The organism is Cellulosilyticum lentocellum DSM 5427, from assembly GCF_000178835.2.
GTDB classification, from domain to species: domain Bacteria; phylum Bacillota; class Clostridia; order Lachnospirales; family Cellulosilyticaceae; genus Cellulosilyticum; species Cellulosilyticum lentocellum.
Map to the genome: position 1 here is coordinate 3,215,393 of NC_015275.1, position 24,891 is coordinate 3,240,283.

A 24,891-nucleotide genomic window follows, 5' to 3' on the forward strand; every position below is an offset into this window, starting at 1 on the left:
AATATAATCATTTTTATATAGCAATTCTTAACTAGCAAAAAGACCAGTTAAGTCATAATAACTTAACTGGTCTTAGCATCGGGGTGACAGGACTCGAACCTGCGGCCTCCTGAACCCAAATCAGGCGCTCTAGCCAAACTGAGCCACACCCCGACAATAACTTGTCTCTTTTTCAGTCGACTTCATCATTATACCCAAACCCTTTTTATATGTCAAGTGATTTTATTCCTTTTATTAAGTATTTTCCCTTTTTCACTTCATATTAAAAAGCTACAAGATTAAGTCGTTCTCATCCTAGCTCATAACATTTAAGCTAGGATGAGAAAAGCCTTAAAACTTGTAGCTTTTGTATAACTCTCTCTTTATTTTAAGATTACTGTAGACATAGGTGGCAATGTTATTTCACTACCTTTTAATGTTGCTTTTTCATTGCCTGTTAGTAAGGAATCTTGAATTTTACTATAGTTATACGTACTCGTATCTAACGTTATCGTTTTAGTTTGATCTCCTAGATTATGAATAATAATAACTTTAGAATCGTTATAAGTAGTTGTGTACGCACCCATTTGCTTATCTTCTAATTCTATAGGCTCTATTCTACCTCTTGCAATCTCAGTATTCTGTTGTCTTATATGTAGTGCTTTTTTATAAAAAGCAAACAAGCTATCTTTTTCCTTTTCTTGCTCTTTAACACCTTTTTCTATAGCAGGTATATTGTCACTTTCAGGAATAGGAGTAGTCATTTCCTCGTCTGACTCTGTTGACCATACCATAGGTGCTCGTTTATTAGCATCATGTCCTGAACCTAACATACCAATTTCTTCTCCATAATAAGTAAAACTATTACCTGGCATCATCAAATACATACTAGCAGCCATTTTCTGTTTGATGTTGTCTTTACCAATGACCCCAAAATAACGGTCTGTATCATGATTGGATAAGAAATTAGCATCAATATAATTAGCTTTCACCTTACTAATACGCTCTTGCCATTTATACAGACTTTGAACAAAGTCTGCACCAGCCCTACCTCTTAAGTTAGAAGTAATACGTCCATCAGCTTTTGCAAACATAAAGTTAAAATAACTATCAATATCTGTCTCATAAAAGGTCTCAATCATACTACCACTACTAAACACTTCTCCTACCATGTAAACTTCAGGATTAATAGTTTGACAGTATTTATAAAATTCCTTTAAAAAGTTAATACTCTTTGCTTGATCAAAGCAATAATGTCTAACCGCATCTAGCCTAAAACCTACTACACCCTTATCCAACCAATACTTAGCGATGTTATTGATTTCAGTTACAACTTCTTTATTTTCCAAATTAAGTGCAGCCATATTATCTGTAAAGGCATACTCATACATATAATTACCAATTCCGGTTGAATGGTAGCCCCCCTCATCGTCTAGGCTATTTTTTTCTTCTTCATTTTGTACAAAAGAGTAATAGTTTGCATATTTCCCCGGTTTGCCTGCTTTAACCTCATCCAAAGCCTTTAAAAACCAAGGATGTTTGGTAGAGGTATGATTAACAACCAAATCTAAGATTACATTGATTCCTCTCTTGTTGCATTCTTCCATCAAACGATCAAAATCCTCCATCGTTCCAAAAGTAGAATCTATGGCCATGTAATCTTCTACATTATATTTGTGAGTCGTATCCGATGGCATAATAGGTGTAAGCCAAATACCATCAATACCTAAATCCACTAGATAATCTAGTTTTGAGGTTACACCATTTAAATCTCCTATACCATCTCCATTACTATCACAAAAGGAGTACACAAAAATCTCATAGTAATTTCTATATTTATCCTGAATAAGTGGTTCTTCTTTTGCATGACTGCAACCACCTATTAAGCATATAATCATCACAAGTATGATAAAAGACCATCTTTTTTTCATGCTTCACCTATCCTTTAACAGCTCCTCCAGTAATACCACTTACATAGTATTTTTGTAAGTATGTAAATAAAAGTACAATAGGAATAGCGATACATACACAACCAGCGGCGAACATAGTAAAGTATGGATCCATATTATCTTTTTTACTAACCATTGTAAATAAACCAATAGCTACTGTGTATTTTTCATAATTATCACCCATGATGAATTTAGCAAAAATGAAATCCATCCAAGGGGTAATGAAGGCTTGAAGTGCTGTACTTACTAAGATTGGTTTTGAAAGAGGTATAACAATCTTGGTAAATACTTGTGCTTTAGTAGCACCATCTAACATAGCAGCTTCATCTACTTCTCTGGAAATGGTATCAAAGAAACCTTTTGCTATGTAGAAAGTAATACCTGCACCAGCTGAGTATACTAATACTAAAGCCGTTAAACTTTGTGTAAGATTAATTGCTTTTAAGATATAGTACACTGCAATCATGGACATGAATCCTGGGAACATACCTATGATTAGTGCAAAATTCATATAAGCTTTTCTAAGTTTAAAACGCAATCTAGACATAACATATGCTGTAGACACATTGATAAAGGTACTTAAAATACATGAGATTACTGCGACAATAAAAGTATTCATAAACCACTTACCAAATGGGAATGTGGTATTAGTAAACAAATTAATGTAATTATTAATAGTAAAACCTCTAGGAATAATATAATTGACAAAAGCACCTCGCTCTTCTCTAAAAGAGGTAAGGATAATCCATACAATAGGTATTATCCATATAATACTTAAGATTGTTAATATAGCATACACTGCTGTGTTACTAATTTTGTTCTTGGCTTGCATACCCATTTTATTTTTGCTCATTGGAAATCCTCCTCCTGCTTATTAGATGATGTAAAGCGGAAAGCGATCAAGGCAAATATTGCGGATAATACAAAGACTGCAATACCAATAGTCGATGCTCTACTATAATCTTTTCTATCAGCTGTTAATCTATAGAGCCATGTAACCAAGAGATCTGTCTTTCCTGCGAAGTAATAATCTGTCGTCATAGGCTCTCCTTTTGTAAGGAAGTAAATAAGATTAAAGTTATTTATATTACCAATAAATTGTGTGATTAAATAAGGTGCTGTTACGAAAACAACATATGGCATTGTAATTTTTGTAAATGCCTTCAACTTGGATGCTCCATCAATCTCAGCAGCTTCATATAAATCATTAGGGATATTCATTAATATACCTGTAGTTACTAGCATTGTATAAGGAATACCTACCCACAAGTTAACAGTAAGAACAGATATACGTGCTAATGTTGGATCCGTCAAAAAAGGAACAGCTTTAGAAGTTAATCCCAAATTCTGTAAAGCAACATTAACAACCCCATAATCATTAAGCATCTGTCTCATGATTAATAAAGAAATAAACTGTGGAATGGCCATTGTTATAACAAATATTGTACGCCACATTTTCTTAAGTTTAATGCCCTTTTTATTAATCATAAGTGCCAAGACAATACCAAAGAAATAATTAGAGAAGGTTGCAACAACTGCCCATACTAATGTCCAACCTAGAACCGGTCCAAAAGTTGCACCAAATTTCGAACCTTGGTTAAGCATTTCACCAAAGTTTGCAAGTCCTACCCAAGTAAATAATTGTCCTGGTGGTTGGTGATCCATATCATAGTTAGTAAATGCTATTAAAATCATATAGCAAAGTGGTAGTACTGTAAACACCATGATACCAATAACAGGAAGTGTCATTAAGGTCACATGGAAACGTTTATCAAATAACTCTTTTATTTCTTGCTTCAATGTTGGTACAGGTTTGCCTGCTTCAATCAACTTTTGTAATTTATAAGCGCTATAAACATTACTTACATAAAGTAATATAAATACAAGGATAATAGCTAATGTTGCTACGCCATAAATTAAGAACAACATGGAGTTATCTCCTGGTACTGTTCTATTAATTTTAATAACTTCATCATATACCTGTGTTTGTGCTTGGGTTCCTAATGTTGTAAATCCTATTAATTTATCTACACCTATAGTAACCATATAATAGATAAATGCTATTTCTGCTATTAAATAAATGATTCCTTTTAAAAATTGTTTTCTAGCAATATTTGCACTTCCCATGATCAGGAAGGAAAGCTTAGTTAATGCATCTCCTTTTGCAAATACTGAGAAGATATTGGTACTTTGTTTCTTGGGTTTTTGATTTTTAGTTTTTTCAACTGCTACTTCACTCATACAAGCTCCTCCATTCAGTCAGTATTAGAATAATATGCATATATAACAATATTTGCTGCAACTAAAGTCGCAACAAATATTGTTTACTCATATCATTTAGTTTTAAGCAATCCTATTATTGAAGGATATCACTTACAAGGCTATCAAGTTTAGCTTGCATATCAGCTGCTTGAATGTTACCATCAAATGCATCTTTTGTGAATGCACCTGTTGGAGTCCAGAAGTTACTCATTTTAGGAACAGATGGCATTGCTACACCGAATTCAAGTTGAGCAAGTGTTGCTGCTACTGTTGCATCTGAAGTAACTTTTTCATTTGAAGCTGCTGTTTTATTTGTTGGAAGAAGTTGTCTCATTTCAAATCTCTTAATCTGATTTTCTTCATTTGTTAAGAAGTCTGCAAGTGTCATTGCTGCAACTGGATATTGTGTATTAGATTTTACACAATATAATTTGTATCCAGCAAATGATTTCATTTGTTTGTCAGCAGATCCTGTATTGATTGTTGGTAATTTAGCCACACCATAACGATCACCTAAGAATTTTTTGTAATCAGCTGCTTTCCATGGTCCACCTACATATGCACCTAATTTACCAGCTTCGAATTGAGTACCAGCAGCAGCGTCATCTAATGCTGCAGCACCTTTAGCTTTTAATCCAGCAATGAAGTTAGCCATTTCTAAACCACCAGCATTGTTGAATGTACAAACTGTTTCATCTGCACCTGTTTCACCAAATAATTGGCAATCATTTGTTAAGAAGAATGCTCCTGAGAAGTATGCATTACCCATATCAAAACCAAATTTTGTTACACCATCTGGTACTTGTGCATCAAGAATAGTGTTAAGAGATGCTACATCTTCTGCTTTAAAGATTGATGTATCATAGTATAAGAAGTATGTTTCTGAAGCACTTGGATAACCATAGATTTTTCCATCATATGTAGCTGCAGTAATAGCACCGTCTGAGTCGTTATCTGTTACATTTTTAGCAAAAAGAGTATTTTCATAAATAGCTCCTGATTGAACAAGTGATCCAAGTTGGTCATGAGCGATTGAGAAAACGTCAGCTGCAGCATCTAAGTCTTTTTGAACTTCGTCTTTAGCTGTATCTTCGCCATTTACACGTAAAGTGATTTCAATGTTTTTGTCAGCATATTTTGTTTTAAAAGCATCTGCCATTTGTGTTAACATTTCTTGGTCATCTGCTGCACCCCAAAGAGTAAGTTTTGCGCCATCTTCTGGTTGTGGTACTTCAGCCTCAGCTGGTGTTTCAGCTGGTGCTTCTGATGGTGCTACTGATTCAGCTGGTGTTTCTGCTGGTGCTGGTGATTCTGATGTTGGTGTTGTTTTATTACAACCAACCATTGATACACTCATTGCACCGATTAATGCCATACTCATTGCAAGTGATAATTTTTTACTCATAAATATCCCCCTTATTTTGGACTTTCGCCCATTTAAATAATTAATTACTTCATCTATATCAAACTCTTATAACTATATATAAGCCATAAGAACTTTGATCATAACTTATACTGATTTTACCTTTAAATTATTATGATACGGTATCGTTCCCAAGGTTATGTGCTTTTTTCTAGTTACTCACGCTGTTTTTTGGTTATATACATTACACTAATCTTATACTATTTTATAATAATAATTTAGTCATATTTGATTTATATCGTAATATCCATTTTTTTGATTTATACAATATAAACATCGAAATCGTTTCCAATTTCTATATTTTCATTTTATACGTCTTTTATTAAAAAATCAATATATTTTATAATATTTTTCAAATTATTTTTTTATGTATTTTTACCAATAGAATTCTTAATTAAACATCTTATAACTTTCTTCAAGTTGCTCAACCGTTAGCGCTAATTCATCAGCTAATTGTGTAATACTTTTTGATGCCTCAATTTGTTCAACTGTTTCAGCACTAACTTCCTCTGTAACACTTACAGCTTCTTCTACAACTTGAGCAATATATTTCATTTTCTTTTCTACTGCTTCTTTCTCTTCTACCACTTTACCAATCATATGATGGGCATTATTAAGTGAAATATCCACTTCTTTCATCTTAGTATCAATATCTGTGAATATTTCTGTTACACCATTTACCATTGGTAATTGTTTATTAAATACTTCTAGGGCCATCATTAATTGTTCTAAAGTAAGCTTTTTCTTTTCTTCGATAATCTGCAGTGTACTCGCTATATTAGATATAGCACTTTCTGTTTGTACTGAGAGCTTTCTTACTTCATCTGCAACGACAGCAAAGCCTTTTCCAGCTTCTCCTGCTCTAGCTGCTTCAATGGCAGCATTTAATGCAAGCAAATTTGTTTGTCCATTAACATTTTGAATCATATCCAAAATCTTATGAATTCCTTCTGCTTCTTCACCTAATTCTTGCACACACTCGCTTACTTTCTCACTAATTCGAATAGTATTTTGAGCTCCATTATAAAGATCCGTTAGGCGTACTTTAGTCGCTTCACTCATACTCATTGTTTGTTTAGAAGCTTCCCTAATGTGTTCCATCGAATCTGTTACTTTATTAATATTATTCGAAAGTACATTAATAAGTGTAACAGATTCTTCTATTTCCTTGTTCTGAGTTTGTGCACCTAATGCTACAGATTCAATTGTCTTTCCTACTTCTGTTGCTGATAAACTTGTATCTTGTGCCATATCTTGAAGTGAATGCGTATGCTCATATACAGAAGAAGTAACTGCTTTAGCTTTACCTATCATACTATCTAAGGTATTTAGCATACTCGTAAAACCTTTTACTAAAATATGCATTTCTACATTGTTATATTCTAATTCTTGTTCTAATTCCTGTTTAAAGCTAAGTTGTCCTTTCTCTACACGCATCATATATGAAGCCATTTTAACAATAGGCTTTGTAATTTTTCTACTAATAAGAATGCTTATCAAGATAACCACTAATAGTATGACACCTACAACAATAAAGATTACTCTACTATCATCATGGTAGTCTTTTAATAAATTATCCATAGCTGCACTACTAGTAATTCCCCAACCATTACTGGTCTTTACGAAGCTTACCAAATTATCAGAAAGATTAAGTGTTTCTGTTGTATTTGATGATTCTCTCATATAAGTAATAAGCTTTTCATCAATAACACCATTATTATTGCTTGTAATAACTTGATTTTGAGCATCTACAATCATCATAGATATATCCTTTTTAAGATCTGCTAATTCTAATAGCTCATTTAAATAATCTTTATTCACAAGGGCAATTAATAATGTATCATTAGAGTTTAGCATTTTTCTAACCAAATAAATATTTCGTTCTCCATCAGCCTCTAATGTAAACCAATAAAATTCAGAAGTTGGTATTTCTTGAACTTTTGTATAAGCTTCGCTTGCAGAAAAAGCTTCTACATCAAAATCAAAAGAGATATTAGCTTCTTGATAAATCTTCTTATCATTAACCAATACGCAAAAGCCTAAAATAGCTTGTTGTGTTTTCAAAGTGCTTCTTACTCTTTCCTTAACATCTCCAAAATAAGTAGATGCTCCTACCATATCATTTTGTTTGACTTTCTTTATGTAATTCTGTAACTTTTGAAAGCCTACAATATCACCCATAGTAGTCCTAGCCACAGAAATATAGTTTTCTATATTATAACTGAGCTGCTCCACTATTTTTTGAGAATAATCTCCAACGACATTTTGAGTAGAACGAGTTGTAATATTCATACTCATCGCCATAATAATCAACGTAGGGATTAAGCTAATGACTATAAAAATGGCTATGAGTTGATTTTTCAATTTAAGCTTGTGACGATTCACTTTTAATGATTTTACGGTATCGTTATTGGTATCGATTCCATGCTTTTTCAAAAAAAAAGGCTTCTTCTTCATAAGCTACCCCCATTTCTCAATGTTCTTCGACTGTAGAATTTAGTTTCCTTACTTAAAAATATAATTTAATCACTCAATTTATGCTTATTATATAATTTTGAATATAAATTGTAAATAGTTATTAAAAAAATAGTTATATTTTCACAATTATTATCTTATGTTTAAATGAAAAGTTATACTTAATCATATAATCTTTTTATAAAATAGACCTATCTTCTAGAAAGAAGATAGGTCTATTTTAACCTGTTCTGCACAATGTGCGTCTGACCCCAATATTAATGGCAAATGCTCTTTTTTTATAAGTTCTAAAAGTCTTCCAGAAGGATAAGTCTCCTTGCAGAACTCTTTCTTTAATCCAGCCATATTAAAATCGATCTCATACTTTTTTTCTTTAAGAGCTGTAACGATTGCTTGAAACAAACATTCATTTTCATATGCCATAGGATATTTTTTATTAAAAATACGAACTAACGTAGGATGTCCGATTCGCTTAGGTTTATATTTCCCTAAGTCAGCTTCTATAGATTTAAGAACTGTCTCAAAATATAAATCATAAATTTTTTCTAGGCTTTGTATCTTAGTAAGGAGTGTTTCAAAGTCTGGCAAGTAATCTATCGCATAATACTGATTTTCAAATTTCACAAAATGCACTGATAAAACACCGTCTTCGATAGTTGTAGCATACTGATTTAAAGCATCTGTAATCTTATTCTCATAGCCCTCTATATAGTCTACTTCAAAACCTAAATGAATCGCTATACGTTCTTTATAATTCACTTTTACTCTTCCGATGGCTTCTATATAGGCTGGGATTTCTTCTTCTAACAATGTACACTCTCTTCGAAATGTCTCTGTAGTAACACCCTCTGGCATAGGAAAGTGCTCTGTAAACGTTATTTCTCTTCTTCCTTCCTTTATCGCCTTCTCTACATAGCTTTCTAAAGTATCTTTAGTCCCATGAGGACAAAATGGTGTATGCATATGGCCATCTCTTATACTTAGATTATCGTACAAATCTTTTCCCCTCTCTATATTTATCTTTTTCTCATAGCTTACCTTATTTTCTTATCTTCTTCAAGAATAATTTCCTTCTAAAACAGTACTTGAAAATGGAGGCATATTTATTCCCACGTTTCCTCCTATTGGAGTATAATACTTTTCATCGTGTAATAAATCTTTTAGTTTACTTTCTTGCCCCACTTTAAAATATAATGTTACTTCTTGCTCTGCTAAGTTTAGCACAACAAATACTCTCTTATTATGATATACACGTGCAAATACTAGCTGTTCATTTTTGACTAATACTTGTTCATATAAACCATTACAAATAACTTCTGAATTTTTTCTTATCCTTGCAAGCCCCCTAATATGTTCTACTATATTTTGATCTTCTTGCAATAACTCTTTTAAATTAAGGCAAGGTCTTAGCACCTCATCTCCTCCATTTGCCTTGTCACCTAGTATTCCCCACTCACTTCCATAATAAATAGAGGGGATTCCTGGCATAGTAAAAAGTAATGTATATACATTTGTCAAATGCTCTTTTTTCTTTAAACTACTAGTAATGCGATTAACATCATGATTATCTATAAAGTTATATAATAATAAGTCTTTATATATTCCTCCTTGCCCAAATAAACGATTTAAAGAATAGTTGATCTCAAAATAATTTTTATCATTATGACTTGAGTAGATTCCCTTATAACATTCATAGTTAGTTGCTGAATGCAATAAGCCACTTCTCGCTATACGTGAGTACTCTCCATGTATCATTTCTCCCATCAACCAAAACTCTTGATCTTGTTCTAAACAAAATGCTACAAGCTTTCCTAAAAATTCTTGATCCATGCAATAAGCCACATCTAATCTTAAGCCATTTATTTGAAATTCTTCTATCCAGCTTTTAACCGCTCCGAAAATATGCCTAATTACCTCTGGATGTGTTAAATTGAGTTTTACTAAATCAAAATGTCCTTCCCAGCCTTCATAATAAAACCCATCATTATATGGACTATTTCCATCAAAATTAATATTAACAAACCAATCCTTGTAAAGAGACTGTTCTCTTTTTGCTTGTAAGTCTTTAAATGCCCAAAAGTCCCTCCCTACATGATTAAAAACCCCATCTAAAACAACTTTAATACCTGCAGCATGTAGCTGATTACAAACTTCCTTGAAATCTAAATGACTACCTAATCGTCTATCTATTTGATAGTAATCCATTGTATCATAACCATGACGACTTGATTCAAATACTGGTCCAAAATAAATAGCATTTACACCTAAATTTTTCAGATGTGGTATCCATTCTATTACCCGGGAAATGCGATTTTCTACTATCAAGTCTTTACTATTTTCTCTTGGTGCTCCACAAAATCCCAGAGGATAAATGTGATAAAATATTGCCTCTTTAATCCATTCTGCCATTTTTCTACCCCTTTCATCTATCTCATTAGCTTCTGTTTATATCAAACTTATCCTTTTAAGAGAAGATACCATGCATAAATTGATGTGTTGCCTTTCTAATAAGATTATCCTCTTCTAAAGAATCCTCGTTGTCATGCAATTCAATATAAGCATTGACCATTCCTAAGTAAGTAATGGCATAAGTTCTTTGCCTTCCCTTCATATTACCATGTTGTATAGACGCTTTAGTAAAAAGTTCCTCTAATACTCGAATCTGTTCATTAACAAGTGGCCTTGCCACTTTATATCCATCGCTAGCCGGAGGATAAAACCTCATGGCTAGTAGCATACGGTAAAAGATTCTGTTCTCTTTTGCATAGTCAAAATAAGCTTGTGTAAGCCGATACATTGTTAAAGGTAAATCGCCTTTATACTCTGCTGCTTGGCTAAGCCTTTTTATCAGTCCTTCATGTTTCAACGTTAATAAGGACTGAAGTAATCCCTCTTTACTTCCAAAATAATGATATAAAGTTGGCTTAGTTATTCCCGCTTCATTTACAATTTCTTGTACACCTACTGCATCATACCCCCTATCTGAAAAGAGTTCTAATGCACAGGTTAGAATTTTTTCTTTGTTATCCATGGATTCTCCCTATTTTTATATGACTCTACTATTTTTCTCTATCATATGATATGTTTCACTATACCACTCGGTATACTAATTGTAAATAAAAAAATAAAAGGTATATAAAATTTTTACTTTTATATACCTTTTATCGATATTAATTATTTTAGTGATTCATTAAGATTTTTTTAGCATTTAAAATAGAGGTTGCGCTCATAGAAAATTCATCTAGTCCATACTCAAGGAGTGTTGGAATAGCTGCTTCATCTCCTGCCATTTCTCCACACATGCCAACCCATTTACCATGTTTATGAGCACCTTCAATTGTCATTTTAATAAGTCTTAAAACAGCAGGGTGCATTGGGTTATAAAGATAAGAAACTTTTTCGCTCATTCTATCTGCTGCTAAAGTATATTGAATAAGGTCATTTGTTCCAATTGAGAAGAAATCAACATATTTTGCTAGTTCATCAGCCATAACTGCTGCTGCTGGAATCTCAATCATAATTCCCCACTCAATCTCATTTGAGTAAGCAATTCCTTCTGTATCAAGTTCCTTTTTACATTCATCTACCACAGCTTTTGCTTGTTCAAATTCCTCAATTCCTGAAATCATTGGGAACATGACTGCTAACTTACCATACACAGACGCTCTTAAAAGTGCTCTAAGCTGTACTTTAAAAATACCTGTTTGATCTAAACATAAACGAATCGCTCTATAACCTAAAAACGGATTCATTTCTTCTGGTAATGGTAAATAGGGAAGTGTTTTATCTCCACCAATATCTAGTGTCCTAATAACAACTTTCTTATCTTTCATAGTCTCAAGAACATATTTGTAGGCTTCAAATTGTTCTTCTTCTGTAGGAGCAGCATCTCTGTCCATGTATAAGAATTCTGTTCTAAAGAGACCTACACCATCTCCACCGTTTTCTAATACTTGATCTGCATCTTTAGGTTTACCGATGTTACCACATACTTCAATATGTTTGCCGCTCTTATCAACAACTTTTACATTAAGAAGCTTTTTAAGTTCTTCCTTCTCAGCTGCAAAAGCTTCGATTTTAGCTTCATAGGCCTTGATAGTTGCTTCATCTGGATTAATAATAGCTATTCCTTCAATGCCATCTACAATAACTCTATCACCATTTTTAACTACACTTGTAATATCACCAAGACCAACAACAGCCGGAATTTCAAGTGTTCTTGCCATAATGGCAGAGTGAGAAGTTCTACCACCAATATTAGTAATAAATCCTTTTACTTTTGTTTTATCAAGTTGTGCTGTATCAGATGGAGTTAAGTCATGTGCTACTACAATCGTATTATCCTCTGAAATCTCTAAACCAACTGTATGTCCAGCTAAATTAGCTAGCATACGTTTAGAGACGTCTTTAATATCTGCTGCACGCTCTCTAAGGTAAGCATCATCAATAGCTTCAAATAAACTTACAAGGCTATTTGAAACTGTTTCAACGGCTTTTAAAGCATTGATACTATTATTTTTTATCTCAGCTTCTACAGAGCCTACAAACTCTGGATCCTCTAAGATAAGAAGATGTGCATCGAAAACAGCAGCTTCATGCTCACCTACATTTTCTAATGTTTTTTGTTTGATTTTCTCAAGTTGCTCTTTGCATAATGCTACTGCTCCTTGAAGTTTTTCAAGTTCTACTGCTATATCTGTAACTTTTTCATCTGTGATAATAAGTTCTTTCTCTTCATAGACAAAAACATTACCAATTGCATAGCCTTTGGAAGCTGCAATACCTTTTTTCATATGTTCTTCCTCCTAAGCTAGCAATTATTCTTGGAAAGTGCCGATGAAATCTGCCATATGTTTAGCTGCTGCTTCTTCGTCTTCACCTTCAGCTACAACTTGAAGTTCTGCTCCTGATGTAAGTCCCATTGCTAAAAGAGCGATTAAGCTTTTTGCGTTTCCTTCTTTATCTCCATATACTAATTTAATATCTGATTTAAATTGTGATGCTTCTTTACAGAATAAAGTAGCTGGTCTTGCATGTAACCCTTGTTGATTGATAAGTTTAGTGTTTAAAGTAGTCATGATTTCTCCTATCCTCGTTCTAGTCTATTTTTTGTTTATTTTTGTAGTATATTTTATCCTAAAATATATTTAATTATAACTGGTATTAGTTTTATTATAAACAAACATTTTTTTACATTTTTATTAACAAAGTGTTAATACAGCTATGCTATTTTCTATTTATTTTTCTTTATAAAGTTAATTTACACAAAAACTATCTTTATAAATAGCAAAAAGTGACTACATTTTATGTAGCCACTTTCCAATGTTAAATTTCCTTATGGGGTAAAATACAAGGTTTAAGTTAAATGTATTAATTATTTACCGAAGTATCTATTTAAAAGACCTTCGAAAGCTTTACCATGACGAGCTTCATCTTTAGCCATTTCATGTACTGTATCATGAATAGCATCTAATCCTAATTGTTTTGCAAGTGTTGCTAATTCTTTTTTACCTGCTGTTGCTCCATTTTCAGCTGCTACACGCATTTCAAGGTTTTTCTTTGTTGAATCTGTAAGCACTTCACCTAATAATTCAGCGAATTTTGCAGCATGTTCTGCTTCTTCATGTGCTGCTTTTTCCCAGTAAAGACCGATTTCTGGATAACCTTCTCTGTGTGCAACTCTAGACATAGCTAAGTACATACCTACTTCTGTACATTCACCTTCAAAGTTAGCTCTTAAACCTTCAATGATTCTTTCATCTACGCCTTTAGCTACTCCTACTACGTGTTCATCAGCCCAAACAAGGCCTTCTGTTGCTTGTTCTTTAAATTTATCTGAACCTGCTTTACAAATTGGGCAAGCTTCTGGAGCTGCTTCACCTTCATAAACATAACCACATACTGTACATACATATTTTTTCATTTTTATTTCCTCCCATTTTTGAAAAATTTCGTAGATAATTTTTATTTCTAAGTAATAATAATTATCCTTTGGATATATTTATCATACCACATCTAAAATATTTGTCAATGATATTTTTATGTTTTTTTTGATTAAAAGTATTTTTTTCTATTTATTGCACACGCTAATACATAATAATTGAAATGACTTCAATGTTATACATTACCGGGAGGGTCTTTATGACAACACAAAACACAAAAAAACTAACACTTACTTCTCTAGTTCTGATGATCTTTACCTCCGTCTACGGCTTTGCGAATATGCCTAGAGCTTTTTATCTTATGGGGTATGGTGCTATTCCTTGGTATATTCTAGGAGCTCTAGCTTTCTTCTTACCTTATGCTTTTATGATGGCTGAATATGGGGCTGCCTTTAAGCAAGAAAAAGGAGGAATCTATTCCTGGATGAGTGCTTCTATTGGACCTAAATATGCTTTTATCGGCACGTTTATGTGGTATGCCTCCTATTTAATTTGGCAAGTTAATGTAGCTTCTAGTATATGGATTCCTTTGTCTAATGCACTATTTGGTGAAGACCGTACTGGCTTTCTTGCCATCGGTGGTTTAAATAGTACTCAAGTTATTGGCCTACTTGGCGTTCTTTGGATTATTATTGTAACTTATATTTCTTCTAAAGGTATTAGTTGGATTAAGCAAGTTGCTTCTGTGGGCGGTACTGCCATTATGTTTTTAAATGCCCTCCTTATTCTAGGTGGCTTTATTGTCTTAGCTTTAAATGGTGGTCAATTTGCTGAACCTATCCAAACAGCTACACGTGCTTTTTATCAGTCTCCTAATCCCAATTATCAAACTTTACCTTCTATCTTTTCTTTTTTAACCTATGCTATTTTTGCTTACGGTGGTATTGAAGCTGTTGGTGGTTTGGTAGACCAGACTCATAAAGCTGAAGAAACTTTTCCTAAGGGAGTTGCTATTGCTGCTATTGTTATTTCCATAGGCTACTCCATAGGTATTTTCTGTAATGGTATCTTTATTAATTGGGATACTGTTCTTTCTAATGAAGGTGTTAATACCGCTAATGTTACTTATATTATCATGCAAAACTTAGGGTATGAATTAGCTACTGCCTTTGGTGCTGGCACTTCACTAGCTTTAAATATAGGTAATATTGTTGCCCGCCTTACAGGTCTGGCTATGTTCTTAGCTTTAACAGGTGCATTCTTTACACTTATTTATTCTCCACTTAAACAGCTCATTGAAGGTACTCCTGAAAAATTATGGCCGGGCAAATTAGGTGCCTTAAAAAATGATATGCCACTTAATGCTATGTATGTTCAAGGTGTTATTGTTTGTGTACTTATCTTATTTGTTTCTTTTGGTGGTGAAAGTGCTTCTGCTTTTTTTAATACACTTATTAATATGACGAATGTTGCTATGACTATTCCTTATATGTTTTTAGCTATTGCCTTTCCTTTCTTTAAGAAGAAAAGCCACATTCATAAACCCTTTGAAATCTATAAAAGCTATGGTATTGCTTTAACAGCAACTATTATTGTAACTTGTGTGATTGGCTTTGCCAATATTTTCTCTATTATCGAGCCTGCCCTTATTAAAAATAAATTAATGGATACAATCTTTGCAGCTGCCGGACCTATTCTATTTTCTATTATAGCTTATGCATTATATACACAATATGAAAGAAAATATAATAGCCGTTAAGAACTCGTTAAAATTATATAATCTTTGTTTTATTAGAAAATAAAAAGACCATTGGAGTACAATGGTCTTTTTGCTTGATAGCTAAGCAGTTTACTTTTCTTCTTGTTCTAATTCGTAAACAATCACCTGTGTATCATGTGACTTATATTGCAAATAAAGAAACAATACTTGAGTAAGTATACTGCAAATGATTAGTAACCCTGCTGCCATTAAAAGGATTCTTTTGACCATGATGATTTTATCTTTTTGAACGGAATCATGGCCTTGTCCCTTATTCTCCACAGCTCATCCCCCTTAACTCGCTATTCGGTTATTTTCCCTTACTCAGTACTCTGTTTATATTAAACGTTTATGGGTAAAACTTTTCTTTCTAGTTGCATAATCATTTACTACCTGTCCATGACCACATAATCTATATTTATAGATTAGAAGTCCCTCTAAACCTACAGGCCCCCTAGCATGGAGTTTAGAAGTACTAATTCCTACTTCAGCACCAAATCCGTATCTGAATCCGTCACTAAAGCGTGTAGATACATTATGGAATACATTACCCGAATCTACTAGCATCATAAATTTTTCTGCTGATTCTTGGTTATCAGTCACAATACAATCTGTATGACCTGAACCATAGGTATTAATGTGGTTAATAGCTTCTTCTAAATCATCTACTATTTTAATAGAAAGAATATAATCTAAATACTCTGTTTTCCAATCTTCTTCTGTTGCAGCCTGTACTTCTATTAATTTTTGGGTACGTTCACAGCCTCTAATAGCTACACCTTTAGCTTCTAAGCTTTTCTTCAATTTAGGCAAGAATGCACTTGCAATATCTTTGTGTACTAATAGTGTTTCTAACGCATTACATACAGCCACAGATTGTGTTTTTGAGTCAGTTACTACCTCTACTGCTAACTCAATATCTGCTGTTTTATCTACATACACATGGCAAATCCCATCAGCGTGTCCCATTACAGGAATATTAGTATTCTTCATAATGTAACTTACAAAAGCATTAGACCCTCTTGGAATGAGTAAATCTATGTATTGATCCATTCCCAAGATTTGATTAACATCCTCTCTACTTTCTAAAAGTACAATCCAGCCCTCAGGTATACCTGCCTTAACGGAGGCTTCTCTTATAATTTCAAAAAGAATACGATTTGTTTCTTTTGCTTCTGATCCACCTTTTAACAAAACAGCATTGCCACTTTTTAGTCCTAATGTTGAAATTTGTACTAATGCATCTGGGCGTGATTCAAATATAACACCAATAACCCCTATTGGGCATGCTATTCTTGTTAGTATTAGTCCTTCATCTAGCTCTGTTTGCATTTGTACCTTGCCTACTGGCTCCTCAAGTCCAATAAGACTTTTAATACCATCTACCACATCTTGTAATTTTTCTTCTGCAAACTTTAATCTTTTCATAAGAGGAGCCTCTAAACCTTGCTCTTCACTATTTTTTAAGTCAATCGCATTTGCAGCTTTAATACGCTCTACATTTTCTAAGAGAGCTTCACTAATAGCTTGTAATGCCTGGTTTTTTGTAGCTCCATCTATGGCTGCTAACTGAATAGCTGCTGCCCTAGCCTGTTTAGCTGCTTGAATAATATCCATCATGTTCCCTCCTTCGACTTTAAACATCCTACTATAAATAATTGAATGCTTTTATCATATAGGAATAAAAGCACTCAATTCTAATAACTCTTTGCATCCTATCTATTTCAAAATACATTAGTTTATATGACAGGATAGATGTTGAATGACAACATTACTACAATTTAACACTTATATTATATGGTTTATAAATAGATGTCAATTTAATTTAACATCTATTTATAAAGATATTTTGATATTTTCTAATAATTTTCAACTTTTTATTATTAATCAACATATTTTCATTATCACTCTATTATTTCGAGAAATTGTGCTTCTGTTAAAATAGGAATACCTAGCTCCTTTGCCTTCTTATTCTTACTAGAATTTGACTCACTATCATTATTAATCAGATAATCTGTATTTTTACTAACAGATCCCGTTACCTTGCCACCTAATGTTTCTATTTTAGCTTGAAGTTCTTTTCTATTTTTAAAGTAATTCACATCACCTGTAATAACAAAAGTTTTATTTAAAATAGGTGATTCTTGAGATATCGTAACATTTTCTAGTTTAAAATGTATTTCTTTTACTAGGGTTTCTAACATTGCTTTGTTTTCTTCTAAATTGAAGTACTCCTCAAATTCCTTAGCAATAACTGGCCCTACACCATCTATTGTGATAAGCTGCTCATAGCGTGCTTTCATCATCTCGTCTAACTCGTTATTAAAATGCTTGCAAATAAGCTTAGCAGTTCCTAATCCTACTTGTGCTATACCTAAGGCATATACAAAGTTAGCTAACGCTACATCTCTTGATTTATTAATAGATTTAATAAGCTTATCAAAGGATTTCTTTCCTAATCCTTCCATTTCAATAACTTCAGCTTCATATCGATCTAGATGATATAAGGAAGTGAAATCCTTTAAATAGCCTTTTTCTAGTAACTTCTCAATAGTGGCTTCTGATAAACCTTCAATGTTCATAGCATCTCTTGTTGTAAAATGAGCAAGTGCTCTTAAACGTTGCGCTTTACAGTTACTATTAGGACAAATAAGTGTTTTAGCCTCTTTTTCTTTCATAATCATGGTATGAGCACCACAAACAGGGCAAACTTCTGGTATTTCTACATTAGCACTTTGAGTAAGATTTTCTGCAATTTGAGGAATGATCATATTGGCCTTATAAACTTTTATGGTATCCCCAATACCTAACTTTAATTCTTCTAAGATACTCAGATTGTGTACACTAGCTCTTTCTACGGTAGTTCCTTCAATCTCAACAGGTTCAAAAATAGCTACTGGATTAATAAGACCTGTTCTTGAAGTGTTCCATTCCATTTCTAATAACTTCGTTTCTACAATCTCATCTTGCCATTTGAAAGCAATTGCATCTTTTGGGAATTTAGCGGTTTCTCCTAATGATGCTGAGTACTCACGATCATTATAAGTAAGTACTAACCCATCTGAAGCAAAGGGTTGAGACTTAATCGCTTCCGCAAAGTAAGCTACTGTTTCTTCTATATTATTAGCTGTCACATGCTTATACTCTACTACTTTAAATCCTCTCGCTTTAAGCCATTCTAATTGCTCTGCTTTTGTTGCTACATCCGGTCCACCCTCTACTAAAGTAAAGGCATATAACCTTACATTTCTACCAGCTGTAATTTGTGGATTAAGCTGCCTCACACTTCCACTACATAAGTTTCTTGGATTTTTATACTTTTCTTCTTTTTCTCCTAGTCCTTCATTAATACGTTCAAAGTCGCTATAAGTAATAATAGCTTCTCCTCTTAATACAACACGTTCTTTGTAATCAATAGCAAGAGGTAATTCCTTAAAAGTTTTTGCATTATTAGTAATTTCCTCTCCTACTGATCCATTTCCTCTTGTTACAGCACTTACAAGCTGTCCTTCTTCATAAATGCAAACAATGGTAAGCCCATCAAGTTTCCATGAAAGTAAACCTTCTTGATTTCCTAAAAAAGCTTTTAATTTACTTACTTCTTTTGTTTTATCTAAAGAAAGCATCCGTTTAGGATGTGTGATTTTAGGTAAACTGCTAGCTATTTCATAACCTACTTTTTGTGTTACACTGCCTGCTAATATGATACCCGTTTCTTCTTCTAACCTTTTTAGTTCATCATAGAACTTATCATATTCATAGTTACTCATGACTTCTCTATCTTCTTGTTCATAAGCATATGCTGCTTTTCCTAGCACGTCGACTAATTCTTTCATGCGCTCAACAGCCTTCATTGTTTCACCTCTTCTTTTAAACCTTTTATACTTTTATAGTTAAGATATGTGTTATATTTCGTTTTTATTAGTTTCACTTCTATTATAATAGAAAACTCCCCAAAATATAATAGCTCCAAAAAGTAAAGTTACCTTTTGGAGCCAAGTCTCCCTTAACTTTCCTTAAGCTTAGCCTTAGCAGGATCAATCGGACACCTTTCGCATTTATTACCAAAGTACCTTTTAATAATAAATAAAATAGCTATGGCAATAATGCCTAATAATAAATCTATTGCACCACCATGACTAACCACTAATTTTCTAGCAATAGCGAAGAGTAATACATCAATCGTACTCCCTACTGTATGCTTGGAAATCATCTTAATAAATTCAACACCGATAATCAGTTGCAATCCAGTCGCTAAATACTCTTCCACAGGCATTGTAATATCTGGTGCTATTAATGCTACTTTCCCCATAGCAATCAGCTCTGTTCCTAAATTAATAGCGCCTATTAAAATCCCTATAAGAAGTAAGGCACTAATCAAGATTTCCACATAAGATGCTGCTTTTGCCATGATACTTCTTAATAATTTTTTGGTATTTCCTTCTACCATACCTTCTCCTTCAATGCTTTGTTATTAGCTTTGTTCTAGTTCTCTTTTGATTTTTTATTTATTATCTAACTCTATTTTCTTTATTACTTCTTATTCTCTTGATTTGTATCAATTTGCTATTTACTTTAATGGCTTACTTTACAGTTTCTTTAATTTAGCAAAACGTGTGCTTAACTGCTTAATATCACCATTTTCAAAAGCAATGGTTACAAAAATATCATTATTCACCTTATCAACAGATTGAATAGTTCCCTTTCCAAATTTCATATGGCTTATTGTATCTCCTGCTACAAAGTCTGCTACTGGCTCTGGTATATTATCCAGTTTTTTACCTATATTTCCTAGCATACCAACCTTTTTAAAACTTGGTAAGCCAGGCTTTTCTGGTACCCTTGTGGCAAAACTACGTTTTTCTGGTGCCGTTGCAGTAGTGGCAGTAAAGCTTCTTTTCTCTACTCCACCTTCAAAACCACCTGTGAAGTTTTTCTTTTCTTCAAAATGAGAGCTTGTAAACGCCTGTCTATTGCCTCTGCTATCATTTTCCTTATCTAGCTGTGCTAAATTTGTTACTTCTTTGGGAAGCTCTCTAATGAAACGTGATGGCGCACTATATTGAGTACGTCCAAACATTGTTCTTTGGTCTGCATAAAGCATAAATAATTTTTCTCTAGCTCTTGTGATTCCCACATAGCAAAGACGTCTTTCTTCTTCTAGCTTATCATCACCTTCTGTTAAACTCATGTAACTTGGGAATAAGCCTTCTTCCACCCCTGGCATGAATACAACTGGGAATTCTAGTCCCTTAGCACTATGAAGTGTCATAAGGACTACTGAGTTACTATCTTCATCATAATTATCAATATCTGCTACTAGAGCTACTTCTTCTAAGAATTCTCCAAGGCTTGGATCTTCCGCTGTTTCCATATAGTGAATAGTTTTAGAAACAAGTTCATCAATATTACTTAAACGGTCTTCTGCTGTATCACCTTCTGTCATACGAATGTGATTTCTAAACTCTGTTTTTTCTATAATTGTTTCAAGTAAAAGCTTAATATCATTTTCTTCAGCTAGTTCTTGTAATTCATCTATTAAACCAGTAAAACCAAGTACCTTTTGACTTGGCCCTGCTCCTAAAATACCCATTTCTTTGCAGAGTCTGGCTGCTTCTAAAAAGTCCATTTGATTTCGCTCAGCATACTCCTCAATGTTATTAACACTAGCAGCCCCAATTCCTCTTTTAGGTACATTAATAATACGCTTAATAGCAATATCATCTTTACTATTACATACAACCTTTAAGTAGCTAACTAAGTCTTTAATTTCTTTACGTTCATAGAAACGTGTACCACCTAATAAACGGTAAGGAATAGCTCCTGTAATGAGTTTTTCTTCCAGTACACGTGATTGTGCATTAGTACGATATAAAATAGCAAAGTCTTTATACTCACGTTCCCCATTTTCTATAGCATGAATGATAGTATTAGCAATAGTCTCTGCTTCTTGATATTCGTTATTTGTTGGAATAATAGAGATATTTTCGCCTTCTTCACTTTCTGTCCAAAGTGCTTTTGCTTTTCTACCTTTATTATGAGCAACCACACTATTAGCTGCATCCAGTATGTTTTTAGTCGAACGGTAATTTTGTTCAAGCTTAATAACCGTTGCATCAGCAAAGTCTTTTTCAAAACCTAAAATATTAGTAATATCTGCACCACGCCAGCCATAAATAGACTGGTCATCATCACCTACTACACATAAATTCTGATACCCCTGTGCTAGCATTTCTACAAGCTTGTACTGAGCACCATTAGTATCCTGATACTCATCTACTAAAATATAACGGAACTTACTTTGATAATAATCTAATACATCTGGACACTCTTTAAAGAGTAAATAAGTATTAACAAGTAAATCATCGAAATCCATCGCGTTATTCTCTTTTAATTTACCTTGATACTTCTCATAAATCTTAGCAAGCATTTTTTCTCTATAATCATCCCCAGCATTCATTATTGCTAATTTAGGGGTTTCTAGTTTATTTTTTTTACTACTAATAGCCCCCATAACAGTTCCTACAGGGAAGTTTTTCTCACTTATATCAAGAGCCTTTAGAGTATCTTTAATAAGCGTCTTCTGATCGCTTGTATCATAAATAGTAAAGAAACGTGAATAACCTAAACGTTCTCCATACCGTCTTAAAATACGTACACACATAGAGTGGAAGGTACTTACCCACATTTCATTAACAGCATCTTCAGCCACTAAGTTTCCTATTCTTTCTTTCATTTCCTTTGCAGCTTTATTGGTAAAGGTAATAGCTAAAATAGACCAAGGCTTTACCCCTTTATTTTCTACTAAATGAGCAATACGGTGTGTTAGCACTCTTGTTTTTCCTGATCCCGCTCCTGCCAAAATCAGAAGAGGACCTTCTGTATGCAATACGGCTTCTTTTTGTCTTTCATTAAGTCCTTTTGTAAAATCCATCTTTCTTTTCTCCTTTAAGTTTGAACTCAGGGAAAAATAAAACAGCCTTTTAAGCTGTCTTATTTGTTTTATGATGAGGCTTTCAATTACTTTTTGCCTACTCTATCTAATATTAATTTATAACCATCTGAACCATAGCTTAAACATCTATTTACTCTACTAATAGTAGCTGTTGAAGCATGAGTAATTTGCTGTATATCTTGATAAGTCTTCTTTTGTTGTAGCATTTTAGCCACTTCTAGGCGCTGTGCGAGAGATTTAATCTCATTTACTGTACATATATCCTCGAAAAAAGCATAGCATTCCTCCACATTTTCCAGTGTCAAAATGGCTTCAAATAGTTTATCTGTTACATCATCTTTGATTTTTGAATTCATTTCCTACTAATCGCCCTTTCGCCATATTGTTTACTTTATCATTGTACAGTAATAAATTGATTATTTCAATCTCTTTTGGGAAATAAAGTCTACAAGTGCTTCTGGATTTGTATTTAATACTAACGTCTCTGGAAAGTCTAGTTCTTCAAGTAGCATAATAGATTCTTCGAACCCACCTACCACACTCATATGATGTGCATCCGAACCTAAAACAACAGGCATTTCATAGGCTTTACAGTAGGTAAGTAACTCTATTAAACTTTCTCTTACCCCAGGTCTAAAGCTAGTTGGTTTTAAAGAAGCATTGTTTACCTCTAAAAGTGTTCCTGTTGCTTTTGCCATTTTTACAATACGTTCAAAATCTAGGGGATATCTACTATCTCCTGGATGTCCAATGATTGAAATATATGGATTTTGCATCACTTTCTCAAGACCTCTTGTCACAGTCTCCACATCTGCAAAATCAATGCATGGTGGATGAAAGCTAGCAATAGCCATATCTAGTTCACCAAGGAGCTCCTCATCTACATCTAAATGTCCCTCATAATCTATGATATTAGCTTCTGCTCCTCTTAAAATTTTCACACCATCAATCTCATCTGGTAAACTTCTTAAGTTAGCAAAGTGAAAAGCATGCGCTCCACCGGGCATACCTTCAGTATGATCTGTAGTGGCTATAAGCTTTAACCCTTTTTCACTTGCTGCTTTTATATTTTCTGTAATCGTACTATAAGCATGTCCGCTTGCTATAGTATGCGTATGAATATCAGCTAAAATTTTCATTTTTTATATCCCTTCGTTTAAAGTATACTTTATTATAACATAATTTCTCATATAAAAATTGTATTTCGACATATTGCTTATTAGTTGCTTGTGCTTTATAGTAATAGGAGATTAATTATTAACTGCTTCAGGAGAGTTTCATGAAAAATAATTTTATTAATTACAACCGTATTTTTAGCATTATGATTGGCACCTTACTTCTCGCAATCGCCACTAATGGTGTTCTTATTCCTAATCAACTTTTAAGTGGTGGCGTCAATGGTATTTCCATGCTTCTTTATTTTTTATTTAATGCAAGAGTTAGTATTACTGTTATCTTACTTAACATCCCTATTTTTATACTTGGTCTTATTTTCCTTCGTAAAACTTATTTAACCTACAGCTTATTTGGCATGCTTATGCTATCTTTTTGGTTAGAGGTTACACATCCTCTTATTATTACTCAGGGAAATACCCTTTCTACACTTGTTGTTGCTGGCTTTTTACACGGTCTGGGTACAGGTATTATTTTCAGAGCTGATGGCTCTACTGGTGGAACAGATATTATTGCTAAAATTATCAATAAATACTTTTCTATTAATATGGCAACTGTCACCTTATATTTAAATGCTCTCATTGTTGTTTTATCTATTTACTTCTTTGGCTTAGATATAGCAGTATTAACCATTAGTACTATGTTTTTAAGTAGTCAAGTGGCTAACTTTGTAGTAGATGGTATTAACAGAAAACGTACCTTATACATTATTACAGAAAGTGAACACGCAGATGAACTTTCAAAATGCTTGCTTAAGGAATTACATCGTGGTGTTACAATGATTCCTGCTATCGGTGCCTATACTTCAGAGTCTAAGTACATTCTATTTACAACTGTTAGTATACGTGAAGTTGCTAAAGCCAAACAACTAGTGCTGCGTATAGATTCAAAAGCCTTTATGACTGTAACAGAAACCTCACAAGTAATAGGAAATGGTAAGGGCTTTTTGCCTCTTACCTCACAATAAATGATTTTTCCAGTTTTGCATACTAAAAAGCACTTATCTTTAGTTTTTACTTTAAAGATAAGTGCCT

Annotated in this window: 20 protein-coding genes and 1 tRNA gene; 2 read left to right on the forward strand and 19 right to left on the reverse strand. The window is 33.3% G+C overall.

The features are described from left to right. Nucleotides 1-78: 78 nt before the first annotated feature. From CLOLE_RS14815 to CLOLE_RS14870, 12 genes are all read right to left on the reverse strand, one after another. Nucleotides 79-153, reverse strand: a tRNA-Pro gene (locus tag CLOLE_RS14815). A 209-nt stretch (nt 154-362) separates the two neighbouring features. Further along, nucleotides 363-1,910, reverse strand: coding sequence for an alpha-amylase family glycosyl hydrolase (locus CLOLE_RS14820; RefSeq protein ID WP_013657948.1), 1,548 nt, complete (start codon nt 1,908-1,910; stop codon nt 363-365). Nucleotides 1,911-1,917: 7 nt separating this feature from the next. Further along, nucleotides 1,918-2,781, reverse strand: a complete 864-nt coding sequence (locus CLOLE_RS14825; RefSeq protein ID WP_013657949.1) for a sugar ABC transporter permease — start codon at nt 2,779-2,781, stop codon at nt 1,918-1,920. Next, nucleotides 2,778-4,169, reverse strand: a complete 1,392-nt coding sequence (locus tag CLOLE_RS14830) for a carbohydrate ABC transporter permease (protein WP_013657950.1) — start codon at nt 4,167-4,169, stop codon at nt 2,778-2,780. Before CLOLE_RS14830 ends, CLOLE_RS14825 begins: the two co-directional genes overlap by 4 nt. Before the next feature lie 115 nt (nt 4,170-4,284). Then, complete coding sequence (locus CLOLE_RS14835) at nt 4,285-5,595, reverse strand: extracellular solute-binding protein (protein ID WP_013657951.1); 1,311 nt, start codon at nt 5,593-5,595, stop codon at nt 4,285-4,287. Between the two features lie 408 nt (nt 5,596-6,003). Further along, the gene (locus CLOLE_RS14840; protein WP_013657952.1) at nt 6,004-8,070 is read right to left on the reverse strand and encodes a methyl-accepting chemotaxis protein; all 2,067 of its coding nucleotides are present in this window, start codon (nt 8,068-8,070) and stop codon (nt 6,004-6,006) included. Between the two features lie 216 nt (nt 8,071-8,286). Next, nucleotides 8,287-9,084, reverse strand: a complete 798-nt coding sequence (gene hisJ, locus CLOLE_RS14845; RefSeq protein WP_013657953.1) for a histidinol-phosphatase HisJ — start codon at nt 9,082-9,084, stop codon at nt 8,287-8,289. A 60-nt stretch (nt 9,085-9,144) separates the two neighbouring features. Beyond that, nucleotides 9,145-10,497, reverse strand: a complete 1,353-nt coding sequence (locus CLOLE_RS14850) for an alpha-amylase family glycosyl hydrolase (RefSeq protein ID WP_013657954.1) — start codon at nt 10,495-10,497, stop codon at nt 9,145-9,147. 55 nt (nt 10,498-10,552) lie between these two features. After that, complete coding sequence (locus CLOLE_RS14855; protein WP_013657955.1) at nt 10,553-11,119, reverse strand: TetR/AcrR family transcriptional regulator; 567 nt, start codon at nt 11,117-11,119, stop codon at nt 10,553-10,555. Between the two features lie 148 nt (nt 11,120-11,267). After that, entirely contained in the window at nt 11,268-12,881 is a 1,614-nt protein-coding gene (gene ptsP, locus CLOLE_RS14860; RefSeq protein WP_013657956.1) for a phosphoenolpyruvate--protein phosphotransferase, read from the reverse strand. Between the two features lie 24 nt (nt 12,882-12,905). Further along, a complete protein-coding gene (locus CLOLE_RS14865; RefSeq protein ID WP_013657957.1) occupies nt 12,906-13,166 on the reverse strand; it encodes an HPr family phosphocarrier protein in 261 nt (86 codons plus the stop codon). Nucleotides 13,167-13,462: 296 nt separating this feature from the next. Next, nucleotides 13,463-14,011, reverse strand: a complete 549-nt coding sequence (locus CLOLE_RS14870) for an NADH peroxidase (protein WP_013657958.1) — start codon at nt 14,009-14,011, stop codon at nt 13,463-13,465. 218 nt (nt 14,012-14,229) lie between these two features. Here CLOLE_RS14870 and yjeM point away from each other — a divergent pair, with 218 nt between their 5' ends. After that, a complete protein-coding gene (yjeM, locus tag CLOLE_RS14875; protein ID WP_013657959.1) occupies nt 14,230-15,729 on the forward strand; it encodes a glutamate/gamma-aminobutyrate family transporter YjeM in 1,500 nt (499 codons plus the stop codon). A gap of 90 nt (nt 15,730-15,819) precedes the next feature. Here the strand turns inward: yjeM and CLOLE_RS14880 are convergent, their stop codons facing one another. From CLOLE_RS14880 to CLOLE_RS14910, 7 genes are all read right to left on the reverse strand, one after another. Continuing rightward, nucleotides 15,820-16,011 (reverse strand): hypothetical protein, encoded by a 192-nt coding sequence (locus tag CLOLE_RS14880; RefSeq protein WP_013657960.1) that lies wholly within the window; start codon nt 16,009-16,011, stop codon nt 15,820-15,822. A gap of 54 nt (nt 16,012-16,065) precedes the next feature. Further along, entirely contained in the window at nt 16,066-17,373 is a 1,308-nt protein-coding gene (locus CLOLE_RS14885; protein ID WP_083801294.1) for a glutamate-5-semialdehyde dehydrogenase, read from the reverse strand. 260 nt (nt 17,374-17,633) lie between these two features. Then, nucleotides 17,634-19,583, reverse strand: coding sequence for an NAD-dependent DNA ligase LigA (gene ligA, locus CLOLE_RS14890; protein ID WP_013657962.1), 1,950 nt, complete (start codon nt 19,581-19,583; stop codon nt 17,634-17,636). A gap of 152 nt (nt 19,584-19,735) precedes the next feature. Beyond that, nucleotides 19,736-20,179: a hypothetical protein gene (locus tag CLOLE_RS14895; RefSeq protein WP_013657963.1), complete on the reverse strand. Its 444-nt coding sequence runs from the start codon at nt 20,177-20,179 to the stop codon at nt 19,736-19,738. A 138-nt stretch (nt 20,180-20,317) separates the two neighbouring features. Further along, nucleotides 20,318-22,663, reverse strand: coding sequence for a DNA helicase PcrA (gene pcrA / locus CLOLE_RS14900; protein WP_013657964.1), 2,346 nt, complete (start codon nt 22,661-22,663; stop codon nt 20,318-20,320). A gap of 86 nt (nt 22,664-22,749) precedes the next feature. Next, complete coding sequence (locus CLOLE_RS14905) at nt 22,750-23,040, reverse strand: YerC/YecD family TrpR-related protein (RefSeq protein ID WP_013657965.1); 291 nt, start codon at nt 23,038-23,040, stop codon at nt 22,750-22,752. Nucleotides 23,041-23,100: 60 nt separating this feature from the next. After that, nucleotides 23,101-23,823 carry a phosphatase gene (locus tag CLOLE_RS14910; protein WP_013657966.1) on the reverse strand — a complete coding sequence of 241 codons (723 nt, stop codon included), beginning with the start codon at nt 23,821-23,823 and terminating at the stop codon, nt 23,101-23,103. A 140-nt stretch (nt 23,824-23,963) separates the two neighbouring features. Between CLOLE_RS14910 and CLOLE_RS14915 the strand changes: the two genes are divergently transcribed. Further along, nucleotides 23,964-24,824 carry a YitT family protein gene (locus CLOLE_RS14915; protein WP_013657967.1) on the forward strand — a complete coding sequence of 287 codons (861 nt, stop codon included), beginning with the start codon at nt 23,964-23,966 and terminating at the stop codon, nt 24,822-24,824. Nucleotides 24,825-24,891 lie beyond the last annotated feature (67 nt).

Coding starts and splice junctions, on each gene's coding strand:
- CLOLE_RS14820 (WP_013657948.1), bottom strand. CDS start 1,910: ATGAAAAAAAGATGGTCTTTTATCATACTTGTGATGATTATATGCTTA.
- CLOLE_RS14825 (WP_013657949.1), bottom strand. CDS start 2,781: ATGAGCAAAAATAAAATGGGTATGCAAGCCAAGAACAAAATTAGTAAC.
- CLOLE_RS14830 (WP_013657950.1), bottom strand. CDS start 4,169: ATGAGTGAAGTAGCAGTTGAAAAAACTAAAAATCAAAAACCCAAGAAA.
- CLOLE_RS14835 (WP_013657951.1), bottom strand. CDS start 5,595: ATGAGTAAAAAATTATCACTTGCAATGAGTATGGCATTAATCGGTGCA.
- CLOLE_RS14840 (WP_013657952.1), bottom strand. CDS start 8,070: ATGAAGAAGAAGCCTTTTTTTTTGAAAAAGCATGGAATCGATACCAAT.
- CLOLE_RS14850 (WP_013657954.1), bottom strand. CDS start 10,497: ATGGCAGAATGGATTAAAGAGGCAATATTTTATCACATTTATCCTCTG.
- CLOLE_RS14855 (WP_013657955.1), bottom strand. CDS start 11,119: ATGGATAACAAAGAAAAAATTCTAACCTGTGCATTAGAACTCTTTTCA.
- ptsP (WP_013657956.1), bottom strand. CDS start 12,881: ATGAAAAAAGGTATTGCAGCTTCCAAAGGCTATGCAATTGGTAATGTT.
- CLOLE_RS14865 (WP_013657957.1), bottom strand. CDS start 13,166: ATGACTACTTTAAACACTAAACTTATCAATCAACAAGGGTTACATGCA.
- CLOLE_RS14870 (WP_013657958.1), bottom strand. CDS start 14,011: ATGAAAAAATATGTATGTACAGTATGTGGTTATGTTTATGAAGGTGAA.
- yjeM (WP_013657959.1), top strand. CDS start 14,230: ATGACAACACAAAACACAAAAAAACTAACACTTACTTCTCTAGTTCTG.
- CLOLE_RS14885 (WP_083801294.1), bottom strand. CDS start 17,373: ATGTTTAAAGTCGAAGGAGGGAACATGATGGATATTATTCAAGCAGCT.
- ligA (WP_013657962.1), bottom strand. CDS start 19,583: ATGAAGGCTGTTGAGCGCATGAAAGAATTAGTCGACGTGCTAGGAAAA.
- CLOLE_RS14895 (WP_013657963.1), bottom strand. CDS start 20,179: ATGGTAGAAGGAAATACCAAAAAATTATTAAGAAGTATCATGGCAAAA.
- pcrA (WP_013657964.1), bottom strand. CDS start 22,663: ATGGATTTTACAAAAGGACTTAATGAAAGACAAAAAGAAGCCGTATTG.
- CLOLE_RS14905 (WP_013657965.1), bottom strand. CDS start 23,040: ATGAATTCAAAAATCAAAGATGATGTAACAGATAAACTATTTGAAGCC.
- CLOLE_RS14910 (WP_013657966.1), bottom strand. CDS start 23,823: ATGAAAATTTTAGCTGATATTCATACGCATACTATAGCAAGCGGACAT.
- CLOLE_RS14915 (WP_013657967.1), top strand. CDS start 23,964: ATGAAAAATAATTTTATTAATTACAACCGTATTTTTAGCATTATGATT.